We start from the raw sequence: 13686 nt of genomic DNA on the forward strand, positions 1-13686 counted from the left end.
TTGCGTATTCCTCGCGATGACTTTCCGTTCAGCGCCGATCGACCAATGCGTGCGCGATGGTCCCCAGGTCGACGTATTCGAGCTCGCTGCCGGCCGGAACGCCGCGCGCCAGGCGCGTCACCGCAAGTCCGCGCTGCTTGAGCGCCTCGCCGATGACATGAGCGGTCGCCTCGCCTTCGGCGGTGAAGTTGGTCGCGAGGATCACCTCGGTCACCGTGCCGTCGAGCGCGCGGTCGAAGAGCCTGGCGAGTCCGATGTCCTTGGGACCGATGCCATCGAGCGGGCTGAGCTTGCCCATCAGCACGAAGTAGTAACCCTTGAACGCGCCGGTGCGCTCCAGCGCCGCCTGATCGGCGGGCGTCTCGACGACGCACAGCTTGCTCGCATCGCGCCGCGGGTCGCTGCACACGTTGCAGATCGATGCTTCCGTGAAGGTGTTGCACCGCTCGCAATGCCGCACGCTGCTCGCAGCCTGCTGCAGCGCGCGCGAGAGCATCTGCGCGCCCTCCCGGTCGTGCTGCAACAGATGGAACGCCATGCGCGAAGCCGACTTCGCACCCACGCCGGGAAGGCGGCGCAACGCATCGACCAGCGCATCGAGCGAACTGGAATCCGCCATCGAGGCCCGGGCGATCAGAACGGCAGCTTCATGCCGGCAGGAAGGCCAGGCATGCCGGCGGCGATCTTGCCCATCTTCTGCTCGCTCGTTTCCTCGGCCTTGCGGACCGCGGCGTTGAAGGCCGCCGCCACGAGATCCTCGAGCATGTCCTTGTCGTCGGTCAGCAGGCTCGGGTCGATCGTGATGCGCTTGACGTCGTGCTTGCACGTCATCACTACCTTCACGAGGCCGGCACCCGATTCGCCCTCGACCTCGATCGTGGCGAGCTCTTCCTGCGCCTTCTTGAGGTTGTCCTGCATCGCCTGCGCCTGCTTCATGAGGCCGGCCAGTTGTCCTTTGTTGAACATCGTTGGTCCTGTCGATCGTTGAGAAAAGAAATTGAAAACACTAGGCGGGCCGGAGCGTGCCCGGAACGATCCTCGCGTCCCAGTCGCGCATCATCGACTGGACCTCGGGATCGTTGCGTATCGCCTCTTCGGCAACGCGCTGGCGCGCTTCGGCAGCCTGCTTGTTGCGGCGGGCCGGGCTGTCGACGACGGTGCCGATCTCGATCGCGATTCTCACGTCATGACCGAGCGCGGCGAGCGCCGCCTGGACCTTGTCGCGGCTGCCGGCCTGGTTGAGCGATTCGCGCTCGACCCGCAACAGCCACTGGTCGACGTCGCGCGCCACCAGTTGCGACTGCAATGCGAGTTCCCGCGCCAACGCCGTGATGGATTCGGCCGCCACCATCTGCGTGACAGTGGCGTACCAGAAATCCCCCTCTTCGCTGGGCGGAATCGGGTGCGATGCGGCTGCGGCTGTCGATTCACCCTCGCGCACGCCCGCCGGCGGTTGCACGCGCACCGGCACGGCCATGACCTTGGCCGGAGCCGGTTCGGGTTCATCGGTGGCCATCGGCCGCGGGGAAGCGGCGGCATTCAGCGCCGGTGCATCGACCACCGGAAGACGATGGCCCGGCCGCGCGGCAGGGGCCGAAGGCGCGGCGATCGCCGCCGGCTCGACGCGCGGCGGTTCCGCAACGGGCGCAGGGACGACCTCCGCAGGCACGGCGCGCGCCACCGGCACTTCGCGCCGCGGCGCTTCATTCAGAGTTTTTTTCCTCGGCGGCCGCGCCGCTCGGCCTGAACGCCAGAAGTCGCAGCAGCACCATCGTGAGCGCCGCGTACTCGTCCGGCGCAAGTCCCAGTTCGGTGCGGCCATGCAGGCACAGGCTGTAGAGCAGTTGCGTCTCGTCAGCGGGCATCACCGCGGCGAGGCGCGCAGTCTCGGCCGCATCGGGATCGCCGCTCGTGTCCGCGCCCGCGCGGGAAGGAACGGCCTGCAGCACGGCCATGCCCTGCAGCACAGCCGTCATTTCCTCGAGCGTCGACGCGGCCGACAAGCCATCGCGCCGCAATCCCTCGGCGGTTTCGACGACGGTCTTGCCGTCGCCCTGCGCCAGCGCCTCGATCAACCGGAACACATGGCCGCGGTCGACGCTGCCCAGCATGTGGCGCACGCCGGCCTCCTGGATCTCGCCGTTGCCGAAGGCGATCGCCTGGTCGGTGAGCGACAGCGCATCGCGCATGGACCCGCGCGCGGCGCGCGCGATAAGGCGCAGCGCCTGAGGCTCGGCCGGCACCGATTCGGATTCAAGCACGCGCGTGAGATGTTCGAGCACGGTCTCGGGCGCCATCGGCCGCAGGTTGAACTGCAGGCAGCGCGACAGCACGGTGACCGGCACCTTCTGCGGATCAGTCGTGGCCAGCACGAACTTGAGGTATTCGGGCGGCTCCTCCAGCGTCTTCAGCATGGCGTTGAACGCATGGCCGGTGAGCATGTGCACTTCGTCGATCATGAAGACCTTGAAGCGCCCCTGCACCGGCTTGTAGACCGCCTGTTCGAGCAATGCCTGCACTTCGTCCACGCCGCGATTGGACGCCGCATCGAGCTCGGTGTAGTCGACAAAGCGGCCCGCATCGATGTCCCTGCACGCCTGGCACAGGCCGCACGGCGTGGCGGTGATGCCACCCTGCCCGTCCGGGCCCTGGCAGTTGAGCGACTTGGCCAGGATGCGCGACACCGTCGTCTTGCCGACGCCGCGCGTCCCCGTGAAGAGATAGGCGTGGTGCAGGCGCTGCGAGGTCAGCGCGTTCTCGAGGGCCTGCACGACATGCTCCTGCCCCACCATCTCGCTGAAGGTTTTTGGACGGTGTTTGCGAGCGAGCACGAGATAGGCCATCGGCGCATTTTAGGGTCGACCGCAAGGGCGTCCTGGCGGCGATCAATCGTCGCCTACAATCGTCGGTTGACGGGCCTCCCCGCATGGTGAAGCGGCCAACCGGGTCAGGTGGGGAACCAAGCAGCCCTAACTGCGTAGCCAGTGCCGGGGTAAGGCTCGTCAACCTCATTTCAAGGCTCGAAAATACTGTATGAAAATACAGTGATGCGAGTAAAATGCGTCGTCTCCAAGAACAACTCGAGGCGACGACATGACCACCCACCCCTTCCCTCAAGCCGCTGCACGCGTGCTTCCGTTCGCACCTCGGCCGCGGGTGGCCCGGTCTTCGTGGCCCTTTTCCGTTGCATCCGCGGCACCGGCTGCGCACGCGGTCAATCTTCAGGCCCACGCGGCGCGAGTCATCGCAACCACCGTGAGGCACTGGCAGCTTCGTCCGACCGCGGTGTAGCGCTCAGTCCAGGGTGCGAAGCATGCCCTCTGCGGCGACGACGCCGCTCGCCATGCACGCAGTCAGCAGATAGCCGCCCGTGGGCGCTTCCCAATCGAGCATCTCGCCGGCAACGAAGACGCCCGGCAGCGCAAGGCTCATCAGCTTGTCATCGAGCGCCTCGAAGCGCACACCGCCGGCGGTACTGATGGCCTCGTCGATCGGCCTCGCCGCGACGAGCCGAAGCGGGACGGCCTTGATCGTTTCGGCCAGCCTTTCGGGCGAATGCATCGCGTCTTTCGCGAGCACCTCATGCAGCACGGCCATCTTGATGCCATCGAGGCCCAGGCGGCTCTTCAGATGGCTCGCGACCGTTCGCGAACCGCGCGGATGGAGCACGGCGGCGCGCACCTGCTCCGGCGTGCGGTCGGGCAGCAGGTCGAGCATCAGTGTGGCGCTGCCATGCGACGCGATCTCGTCACGCAGCAAAGCGGACGCGGCGTAGACCAGGCTTCCTTCGATGCCCGTGGCAGTCGCGACGAATTCACCCTTGCGCGCAAAGCGACGCCCCCGTGTGTCGACGAACGAAATCGCAATCGACTTGAATGGCATGCCGGCGAAACGTTCGGCGAAGTAAGACGTCCACCCGAGATCGAAACCGCAATTCGCCGGGATCAGCGGCGCGAGATCGATGCCGCGCGCTGCCAGCCACGGCACCCACGCGCCGTCGGACCCCAGCCGCGCCCAGCTCGCGCCGCCGAGCGCGAGCACGACCGCATCGTGCGACACCTCGACATCGCCGCCCGGCGTCGCGAAACGCAAGGTGGTCGCCGACGCGGGAGCATCCGCCCAACCGCCCCATCGATGACGCATGTGGAACTGCACACCGGCCTGCCGCAGCCGGTGCAGCCAGGCACGCAGCAGCGGCGCGGCTTTCATGTCCTTCGGAAAGACCCGGCCCGATGTCCCCACGAAGGTTTCGATCCCGAGCCCATGGGCCCATTCGCGCAGCGCGTCGGGGCCGAAACGGCGCAACAGCGGCTCGACCTGCGCACGTCGCTCGCCGAAGCGTTCGATGAACCGGTCGAGAGGTTCGGAATGCGTGAGGTTGAGCCCACCGCGCCCCGCGAGCAGGAACTTGCGCCCCACCGAGGGCATGGCGTCATAGAGATGAACCTGTGCGCGCTCGCGGCTCAGAACCTCGGCCGCCATCAATCCCGCGGGACCGCCGCCGACGATGGCGACTGACTTGTCTTTGTTCATTGGAGTGTGACCAGTTCGCCCTGCCCCGTCAGGAATGCCGCGCGGACGGTTTCGCCTGGGTAGGCTTCCTGGACCGCATCGCGGTAGCGGTTGAGTTGCGCAATCAGCGCCGCGTCGCGTTCGGGGCGGGCGGCCGACTTGTAGTCGAGCACCCACCACGCGCCGCTCTCGCGATGGCGCACCAGCCGGTCGATGCGCAGCACCTGGCCCTGATGGACCAGCGTGACTTCGTTGCCGTGCCAGTCCAGCGATTCGATGTCCCACGCCCAGGCACCGGCGCCGACGCGGATGCGCTGCGCCATCGCAGCCGCCGCGCGCGTGGCCGGGAGATCGAGCGCGAACTCCCGCGCGGCGGCGCGCAGATGCTCCATCGGCAGCGGCTCGCCCGGCCGCGTCCATTCGAGCAAGCGATGCATCGCCTGGCCGAGTGCCGAAGCGCGTGTATCGCCGCGACGAAGCGCAGGGCTGGACGGCTTCACGGTCGCCTCCGTCGCCAGATCGGGAAGGCCGAGCATCTCGAAGGACGAGGGCGCCAACCCGGCCGATGCCCCACCAGCCGCCGCCACATCCTCGATGGCATCGCAGCGAGGCTCGAGCCGCGCCCACCAGCTTTGTCCGTTGGCACGCGCGGCGGCGACGGCTGAAACGACCAATTCCTCCCGCGCGCGCGTGGTCGCCACGTAAAGCGCGTTGATCTCTTCGCGATGTCTTGCCGACTGTTCCTCCGCGAGGTCGTCCGTCGCGCAGGCCGGCGGATTCTTTTCGCTCGCGATGAAGACGAAGCGCTCGGGCGCGCTCGCATGACCAGGCCACTTCACGAGCACGCCCATGGTCTGCGCGCGCTGCGCCGATGCGTCCGTGTCGAGCAGGAGCACCACCTTGGCCTCCAAACCCTTCGCGCCGTGGACCGTGAGCAGTTGCACCGCCTCCGCTACGGACAACGAAGGCGCGCGCACGCCGCCGGCGCGCAGTGCACGCACGAAACCATAGGGCGTCGCGAAACGCGCGCCATCGAGTTCGAGCGAGGCGGAAAGAAGCCCTCGGAGGTTGGCGAGAACGGATGCGCGCATCGCCGCCGGCGCGGCTGCGGCAAAGGCCGGAAGCACGTTGGCGTCGTGATAGATCGCGCTCAACGCATCGTGCGGCGGCAGGTCCTGCAGCCACTGCTGCCATTCACGCAACCGTGGACCGATGCCGGCCAGCGGCGCAGGCCAGTCCGGCGACTGCAGCAGATCGAACCAACTCATGCGGGTTTCGCGCTGCCGGCGTGCGATCTGCACCAGCGCGTCGTCGTGCAGGCCCCACAGCGGCGACTTGAGCGCACGCGCGAGCGACAAGTCGTGGTCGGGCGACACCAGCACATCGATGAGCGCGACCATGTCCTGCACTTCCGGTGCGTCGTGCAACTCGTTTTTTCCGGCTGCTGGACCGCGATGTGAAGCTTGCGCAACTCGTCCTGCATGGCCGCCAATCGGCTGCGGCGTCGCGCGAGCACCATGATCTGGCTCGGCGCGAGGCCCTCCGCGATGCGCGCCGCGATCCAGCGGGCGGCCTGCTGGCATTCCTTCTGCAGCAGCTTCTCCTCGGGCAGCAGGCGCGGCGTCGTCAGGCTGTCGCGCCACGCAGGCGCGATGTCCGCCGTCGCATCGTTCGGCGATGCCGACGCGATCGCGTCGCGCCCGATCATCGGCAGCTTGAGAATGCGCCCCGCGGCGCCGGATTCGGTCGTGTGATCGCGGAAGCCGCTGAACTCGCCCGCCTGTTGCGCCTCCTGCATCGCGGCATTCACGAGGCCGATCACGGCCTGCGCGTTGCGATGCGTGTGGTCGCAGTTGAGCAGGTCGCCGCCAAGCCCCCGCTGTACGAAGTCCTTGGCGGCGATGAAGACCTGCGGCTCCGCACGGCGGAAGCGGTAGATGCTCTGCTTCGGGTCGCCCACGATGAATACGCCCGGCCGCCGCGCTCCCGCGCCGGCATAACTGCCGAGCCAGCCGCTGAGCGCCTGCCATTGCAGCGGGTTCGTGTCCTGGAACTCGTCGATGAGCAGGTGCCGCACGCCCGCGTCGAGTCGCTCCTGCACCCAGCCCCAGAGTTCCGCGTTGCCCAGCAGCATGTGCGCGGCCTGTTCGACATCGTTCATGTCGACCCAGCCGTTGGAGACCTTCACGTCCGCGAAGCACTTGACGAGCAGCCGCGTCAGCCGGGCCATGCGTTGCTGGTACAGCCACGCCTCATGCTGGGCGCGCGCCGCGCAGTACTGCTGCACGCGCTCCTGCGCTGCGCGCACATCCTCGATGCCGGCGAGCTTCTCGCCGAACCTGCGCGGCTCGCCCTTTTGCGTGAGCAGCGCATCGAGCACCCCCTCGGCATCGCCATCGGTCACGGCCTGCTCGAGTTCGACACCGCGGCGCGAGAACGTTGGTGCGCTCGCGCGGCCCAGCGCCCGCGCAGCGGCCAGCAGCGTGCCGCGCCAGGCGGGGTCGTGCAGCAGGACATCATCCGGCGACCCAGCGCCGTCGAAGGCGGGATACATCGTCTGCATCGGCGTGACGGCGCTATCGACGGCACCATTCACGTCGGCGAGCGCGAACTCGACGCGGCGCGTGAGCGCTTCGTCGAGCGCCTTGGCAACCTGCGATCGGCCATGCGTCGCGACCAGCGCACGGTAGTCCGCCGAGGCCTCCGCGTCCGCCGTCACCGCTGCGTAGAAGGGGCGCCAGACGCGCATGCGTGCCTCGGCGTCGTCTTCGAGCAACTGGTAGTTGGCGGGCAGCCGCAATCGCTCGAGCACCGCGACCGGCGCACTGCGCAGCAGACCGGCGAACCAGGCGTGAAAGGTGCGGAACTGCACCGGCCGGCCGTGTCCCAGAAGCTCGCGATAGAGGCCCTTCAGCCGCGGCGCGGCCGCCTGCGCGGCTTCAGGCGACATGCCACGCATCCTCAGTTCGGGCACCAACGCATCGATCGGTTGGCCGGCAAATTTCTCGAGCCATTGGTCCAGCCGCTCGCGCATCTCGCCGGCGGCCTTTTTCGTGAAGGTGATCGCAAGGATCTCGTGCGGTGCACAGGCGGCGTCGCCCTCCTCGAGCAGGGCGCGAAGGATGCGCGAAACCAGCATCCATGTCTTGCCGGCGCCGGCACAGGCCTCCACGGCGACCGAACGGCGCGGGTCGCACGCGATCTCGTAGAAGCGCTCGCGCGAAACATGCACGCTGTTGTGCTCATAGGCCGGGGCGCTCATCGGGTAATTCCCCAGAAATCCTTGCGACAGAGGCCGCGCGCGGCGCAGTGCTCGCAAACCGGCCCCTCGCCGAGCGCCGGCAGCGGCGCCCCGCCGGCAATGCGTTCGAGATCGCCGATCACGCCATTCACCAGCGCGTCGCGCGCCTGCACGATGTCCAGTTGCTCGAACGTGCGCGTGCCGGACGACTTCTCGCCCACGTTGACGTAGGCGCCGCGCAGGGTGTCGTCCGGAAAAAGGGCGGCGTAGAACGCGAGTTGCGTGTCCTCGTAGGGGTCCTTCACCCGCTCGCGTGTCTTGTCGGCGGACTCGGTCTTGTAGTCGATCACGAAAGCCCGGCCGTCGGGCGTCGCATCGACGCGATCCAGCCGGCCCACCAGCCTGATGCGCGCCAGCGGTACTTCCTTCCAGGGTTCGGATTCGACGAACACCGCGCCCTCGCCCGCCTCGTGGCCCGAGAGCCAGGCCGGTAGCCGTCCCGCGTGGCGGGCCAGGCGGCGGCGAACGGCAGGAACTCGGCTTCGGAAAGGCCGAATTCGCGCGTCGCCTGCTCTTCGGCGGCGGCCATCATGCGCCGCCGCGCCTGCAGTTCGGGAGTCGGGTCGTTCTTCAGCGCCTCGTGGAAATGGCCGAGCACCGCGTGAAGCCAGTTTCCGAAGTCGCGCTTGTCGAGTTCGGCGTCGAGCTCGTCGCTGCTGCGCAGCCCGAGTTGCCGCAGCGCGAAGAACCGGTAGGGGCAGCGGCGCAGGTCTTCGTACGCCGTCGACGAGAGCGTGGCCGGCATCAGCGCGTCGCCGCGGGGGCGCGGATTCGGCGTCGGCTGCGTCGCCACTTGCACGAGCTTGCGTGGATCGGCCGCGGATTCGCCGGCGCCGTCGAGATGAAGCATCTGCACGAGCGGACTCGGCCGCACCGGCTCGCCGCTCGCATCGAACCGGCGCCAGAGCACGTCGCGATGCGGTGCGTCCATCGCGACGGCCCATCCGGCCCGCTGCGCTGCCCCCAGAGCCTCACGCGAGGGCAGTGCCAGTACTTCGCGCTGGGAAGCACTCCAGTCGCCCGGCGGTTCGGGTGACGCCGGCAGACGCTGATCGTCGCAGCCCGGCACGACCACGGCGGCGAAGGCGCGACCCAGAAGATGATGGAGCGGCAGGATGACGACCTGAAGCGGCTCCGATTCATCGGGCACCAGCACGAAGCTCGCCGCTTCGAGCACATCCCGCACCCACGCCGTGAATTCGACCAGCGTGCAGCGCGAACCGCGAATCTCCTCGGCTTCGGCATCCAGATGCAGCGCGGAGATCGCCTCCGCGCCAGCGACATCGCTCATCAGGCCGAGCCACTGGCCACTGGCGTCGAGCAGCGCGCGCGTGGCGACGAGCCACTCGCCGAGAGGACGCGGGCGCGACAGCGTGGCACGCATCGCCTCGATGGTTTCCGTCAACGTCCTCGTTGCCACGTCCTGTGGCTTCTCGCTGGCCGCAACGAAAGTGCACCAGCCGCGCCAGTCACGCATGCCGCGATCGCGCAGGCGCGACTCGAGCGAGAGCACCGCGCCACGCTCGAAGGCATCGGCGTGCTTGAGCCAGTCCAGCACCTGGTCGCTGCCTGCGTCGTGGACGCAGGCGCGCAACGCGCTCATCAGTCCGGCCGCTGCTCGTGTGGTCGACAGCTTCCAGCCCGTCTCGTCGTGCGGCGCAACGCCGTGCAGGCCGAGATGCGCGCTGATGCGTCGCGTGAGGGCCCGGTCGGTTGCGACCAGCGCGACCGGCGCCCGGCCCTCCGCCAAGTGGCGCAGCACGCAGGCGGCCGCCCGTTCCGCCTCGTCTTCGGGATCGGCAGCCGCGTGAAGGGCGACGTGCGAAGGCAAGCTCGCCGTCACGAGCGGCAGGTGCAGGCAACGTTCGCCGAATCGCGCCGCGAGCTTCCGGATGATCGGATCGGGCTGGAGACCGTCGAGCACGACCAGCTGATCCACCTGCGCCAAAGCGCCGGAGGCGAAGAGGACATCGGTCGCGTAGCCCGAACTGCCAGCCCAGGCGAGCGCAACGCCGTTCAGGGCACTTTCAACGTCGAACCACTCCGAACCGCGCCCGGCCTCGATCGATCCGCGAACGCGCTGCATCCATGCCATGCGTTCGTCCGGCAGCTCGGCTGCGGCCAGAGGCGCCAGCTGCAATGCGATCTCGACCAGGCGCCCTGCCAGCGCATTGCGCGATGCACCGAACCCGGCCCGCCCCAGAAGCGATTGCGCGGTGAGGAGATCGCGCGCCATGTCGAAGGCGATGTCATCCACGTCCGGCACGAAGCCGCCGATGCTGCGCGCCCAGTTGCGCGTGGTCTCGAAGCGCGGCGCGAAGCCCGGCGCAGCGCAGGTCGCCCACATGTCGCGCGCAGCCTGCATGAGTTGCGCATACGGCACCAGGACCACCGTGCGGGAAGGATGCAGGTCACGCTCGGCCAGAAGGCGCGCAATGCGCCCGATAATGCCGCGGTCGGGGTCGCACCAGAGCGCGTGCGCAGGGTGGTGCTCAGAAGGACGCATGGGATGTCGAAGGAGTGCTTTGGCTATCGCAGCCATAGCTTGCGCGCCGGCCACGCCGGAACTTGGTTTCTGTCACAATGACCCGCACTTTAGCTGCACCGAAACTCTCAGCGCAGAAGGACACATCCCATGGCCAGCGAACTCATCAAACACATCTCCGACTCTTCTTTCGAAGCCGACGTGCTCAAGTCCGGCAAGCCTGTGCTCGTGGATTACTGGGCCGAATGGTGCGGCCCCTGCAAGATGATCGCGCCGATCCTCGACGAAGTCTCCAGCGCCTACGAAGGCAAGCTGCAGATCGCCAAGATGAATGTCGACGAGAACCGCGACATCCCCGCCAAGTTCGGCATCCGCGGCATCCCGACCCTGATGCTGTTCAAGGACGGCCAGCTCGCCGCCACCAAGGTCGGCGCGATGAGCAAGGCGCAACTGACCGCCTTCATCGACCAGCAGCTCGCCTGAAAAAGAGCCTCCAGGCCGCCAGCGCGCAATGCGTTGGCGGCTTTTTTCCTGTCATAATTCCCCACAGATCACCGGCCCTTTCCGGGCCCGGTTCGAGTTCCCCGGGTTGTGAGGCATTTCTCGCTTCACATCAAACCTCCCCCCAAAGTTTTGACAGCTATCCCCGCAAGGGGTCGTTCCATGCACTTAAACGAACTCAAGGCACTTCACGTCTCCGAAGTCCTCAAGCAGGCCGAGGCCCTGGAGATCGAAAACGTCGGTCGCATGCGCAAGCAGGAACTGATGTTCGCGATCATCAAGAAGCGCGCGAAGGCCGGTGAGCAGGTGTTCGCCGATGGCGTGCTCGAAATCCTGCCCGACGGCTTCGGCTTCCTGCGCAGTCCCGACACCAGCTTCACCGCGAGCACGGACGACATCTACATCTCGCCGAGCCAGGTCCGCCGTTTCAACCTGCACACCGGCGACATGATCGAAGGCGAAGTGCGCACGCCCAAGGACGGCGAGCGCTACTTCGCGCTGACCAAGCTCGACAAGGTCAACGACGGCCCGCCGGAGGCGAACAAGCACAAGGTCATGTTCGAGAACCTGACCCCGCTGTTCCCCAAGCAGCTGATGCGCCTCGAACGCGACAACTTCAAGGGCGACGAGAACATCACCGGCCGGATCATCGACATCATCGCCCCGATCGGCAAAGGCCAGCGCGCACTGCTGGTGGCCCCGCCCAAGAGCGGCAAGACGGTCATGATGCAGCACATCGCGCACGCGATCAGCGCCAACTACCCCGAGGTGCACATGATGGTGCTGCTCGTGGACGAGCGGCCCGAGGAAGTGACCGAAATGCAGCGCACCGTGAAGGGCGAGGTCATTGCCTCGACCTTCGACGAACCCGCCGCCCGCCACGTGCATGTCGCCGAAATGGTCATCGAACGCGCCAAGCGCCTGGTCGAGCTCAAGAAGGACGTGGTGATCCTGCTCGACTCGATCACCCGCCTCGCCCGTGCCTACAACAACGTGGTGCCCTCGTCCGGCAAGGTGCTGACCGGCGGCGTGGACTCCAACGCCCTGCAACGTCCCAAGCGCTTCCTCGGCGCTGCGCGCAATGTCGAGGAAGGCGGCTCGCTGACCATCATCGGCACCGCCCTGATCGACACCGGCAGCCGCATGGACGAAGTGATCTTCGAAGAGTTCAAGGGCACCGGCAACTCCGAAATCCACCTCGACCGCCGCCTCTACGAGAAGCGCGTGTTCCCGTCGATCCAGCTCAACCGCAGCGGCACCCGTCGCGAAGAGCTGCTGCTGCCGCCCGAGATCCTGCAGAAGACCCGGATCCTGCGTCAGCTCATGTACAACATGGACGAGATCGAGGCGATGGAGCTGATGCTCAAGAACATGAAGGCCACCAAGACCAATGTCGAGTTCTTCGACATGATGCGTCGCGGCGGCTGATCAGCGCGCCGGCAGAGCCCGCCCTTCGGCGGCGCTTTGGCGGCCGAGGTCGAGCAGTTCCATCAGCTCGACCGCCTGTTCCGGCGGGACCGGATTCGGGCCATCTCCCAGAATCGCATCGCACACCGCGGCGTAGTAGCGCACGTAGTTGCCCGCCTTGGTGGGCAGCTTGCGTGTCTGCATGCGGCCGTCGGCTGCGCACAGCGTGAGTTCGCCGTCGATCGGATCCGCACCCCATGCCGCGTCCAAAGGACGCCCACCGGCGCGCAGCGCGTCTTCCTGCGGATCGACGCCACGCTTCACGTAACTGCCCCGGGTGCCGTGCACGATGTAGCGCGGCGCCGCGTGCGCTGCCAGCGTGGTCGCGTGCAGGACGACCCGCAGCGGCGCGTGCTCGCCACTCTCGTAGCGCAGGACGGCATGAAAGTAGTCTTCGACAAGCGCCCCATCGCGCAGCACCGCGCTATCGAGTTGAAGCGCATCGGGACGGCCGAACAGCTGGACCGTCTGGTCGAGCAGATGCGACCCCAGGTCGACCCAGAGACCGGCACCCGGCACAGGCTGCTCGCGCCAGCGGGCCCGCACCTCGGGTCGGAAGCGGTCGAAGTGCGATTCGAAGTACACCGGACGCCCCAGGTCGCCACTGGCCAGGACGTCCCGCAAGGTCAGGAAGTCCGAATCGAAGCGGCGATTCTGGTAGACGGAAAGCACCCGCCCCTGCCGCTCGGCCAGCGCCGCCAGTTCGCGTGCCTGCCCCGCATCGAGCGTGAACGGCTTGTCCACGACCACATGCTTGCCGGCCGTCAGTGCCGCTTTGGCGACCGGGTGGTGCTGGGCGTTGGGCGTCGCGACGACGATCAGGTCGATGTCGGATCGGCGCAACAGCGCGCCCACGTCCGGGACCACATCCACCCCCGGCCAATCCGCATGGACCTTGTGCGGCTGGGAGCTTGCCACGGCGCCGAGTTCCAAGCCGGACACGGCCGACAGCACCGGAGCGTGAAAGGTCTGACCGGCGAATCCATAGCCGACCAGGCCGGCACGCAGGGTGGTTTTGGGCATGAGTGGGGCCTCTGGCGCAGAAAAGGGTCAGTATGCGATAATTGCAGGCTTCGCGAAAAGTGCGCCGCAGCGTTGTGCTGCGTGGTTGTGGCTCTCGCATCGACCAAAGGAAACATCATGAAAGAAGGCATTCACCCGAACTACCGCGAAGTTCTGTTCGTCGACCTGTCGAACGGCTTCAAGTTCGTGACCCGTTCGTGCGTCAACACCAAGGAAACCGGCAAGACCGACGATGGTCGTGAACTGCCTCTCTTCAAGCTCGATACCTCGAGCGAATCGCATCCCTTCTACACCGGCACGCAGAAGTCGGTCGACAACATGGGCGGCCGCGTCGAGAAATTCCGCAACCGCTTCGGCAAGACGGCCTCCAAGTAAGGACGGCGCTTCCGTGTCGAGG

At 67.2% G+C, this 13686-nt stretch carries 7 protein-coding genes, 1 other RNA gene and 3 pseudogenes; 4 read left to right on the forward strand and 7 right to left on the reverse strand.

Translation table 11 applies throughout. The annotated features are described in order from the left end of the window. Positions 1-28: 28 nt before the first annotated feature. The 3 genes and pseudogenes from recR to dnaX form a co-directional block, all read right to left on the reverse strand. Positions 29-619 (reverse strand): recombination mediator RecR, encoded by a 591-nt coding sequence (gene recR / locus ACQ858_RS11295; protein WP_431276703.1) that lies wholly within the window; start codon positions 617-619, stop codon positions 29-31. Positions 620-633: 14 nt separating this feature from the next. Further along, positions 634-966 (reverse strand): YbaB/EbfC family nucleoid-associated protein, encoded by a 333-nt coding sequence (locus tag ACQ858_RS11300; protein WP_431276704.1) that lies wholly within the window; start codon positions 964-966, stop codon positions 634-636. 40 nt (positions 967-1006) lie between these two features. Then, positions 1007-2843 (reverse strand): annotated as a pseudogene (gene dnaX / locus ACQ858_RS11305) (DNA polymerase III subunit gamma/tau). Positions 2844-2911: 68 nt separating this feature from the next. Between dnaX and ffs the strand changes: the two are divergent. Then, positions 2912-3007, forward strand: an RNA gene (ffs, locus tag ACQ858_RS11310) — signal recognition particle sRNA small type. 287 nt (positions 3008-3294) lie between these two features. Here ffs and ACQ858_RS11315 read toward each other — a convergent pair. The 3 genes and pseudogenes from ACQ858_RS11315 to ACQ858_RS11325 all read right to left on the reverse strand — a co-directional run bounded on the left by ACQ858_RS11315 (position 3295) and on the right by ACQ858_RS11325 (position 10355). Then, complete coding sequence (locus ACQ858_RS11315) at positions 3295-4533, reverse strand: TIGR03862 family flavoprotein (protein ID WP_431276705.1); 1239 nt, start codon at positions 4531-4533, stop codon at positions 3295-3297. Continuing rightward, positions 4530-7774, reverse strand: a pseudogene (locus tag ACQ858_RS11320) (UvrD-helicase domain-containing protein). Before ACQ858_RS11320 ends, ACQ858_RS11315 begins: the two are co-directional and overlap by 4 nt. Further along, positions 7771-10355 (reverse strand): annotated as a pseudogene (locus ACQ858_RS11325) (PD-(D/E)XK nuclease family protein). The pseudogenes ACQ858_RS11320 and ACQ858_RS11325 overlap by 4 nt, the downstream one beginning before the upstream one ends. A gap of 93 nt (positions 10356-10448) precedes the next feature. Between ACQ858_RS11325 and trxA the strand changes: the two are divergent. Beyond that, positions 10449-10781 (forward strand): thioredoxin TrxA, encoded by a 333-nt coding sequence (gene trxA / locus ACQ858_RS11330; RefSeq protein WP_340358648.1) that lies wholly within the window; start codon positions 10449-10451, stop codon positions 10779-10781. 180 nt (positions 10782-10961) lie between these two features. Next, positions 10962-12227, forward strand: a complete 1266-nt coding sequence (rho, locus tag ACQ858_RS11335; RefSeq protein ID WP_088957308.1) for a transcription termination factor Rho — start codon at positions 10962-10964, stop codon at positions 12225-12227. Here rho and ACQ858_RS11340 read toward each other — a convergent pair whose 3' ends face one another. Continuing rightward, on the reverse strand, positions 12228-13289 hold the full coding sequence (locus ACQ858_RS11340) for an oxidoreductase (RefSeq protein ID WP_431276706.1): 1062 nt from the start codon (positions 13287-13289) through the stop codon (positions 12228-12230). A gap of 117 nt (positions 13290-13406) precedes the next feature. Here ACQ858_RS11340 and ACQ858_RS11345 point away from each other — a divergent pair, with 117 nt between their 5' ends. Next, complete coding sequence (locus ACQ858_RS11345; protein ID WP_088957310.1) at positions 13407-13664, forward strand: type B 50S ribosomal protein L31; 258 nt, start codon at positions 13407-13409, stop codon at positions 13662-13664. Positions 13665-13686: the final 22 nt, after the last annotated feature.

It is taken from the genome of Variovorax ureilyticus, assembly GCF_050632185.1.
In the GTDB taxonomy this organism is placed as follows: Bacteria; Pseudomonadota; Gammaproteobacteria; order Burkholderiales; family Burkholderiaceae_C; genus Variovorax; species Variovorax ureilyticus_A.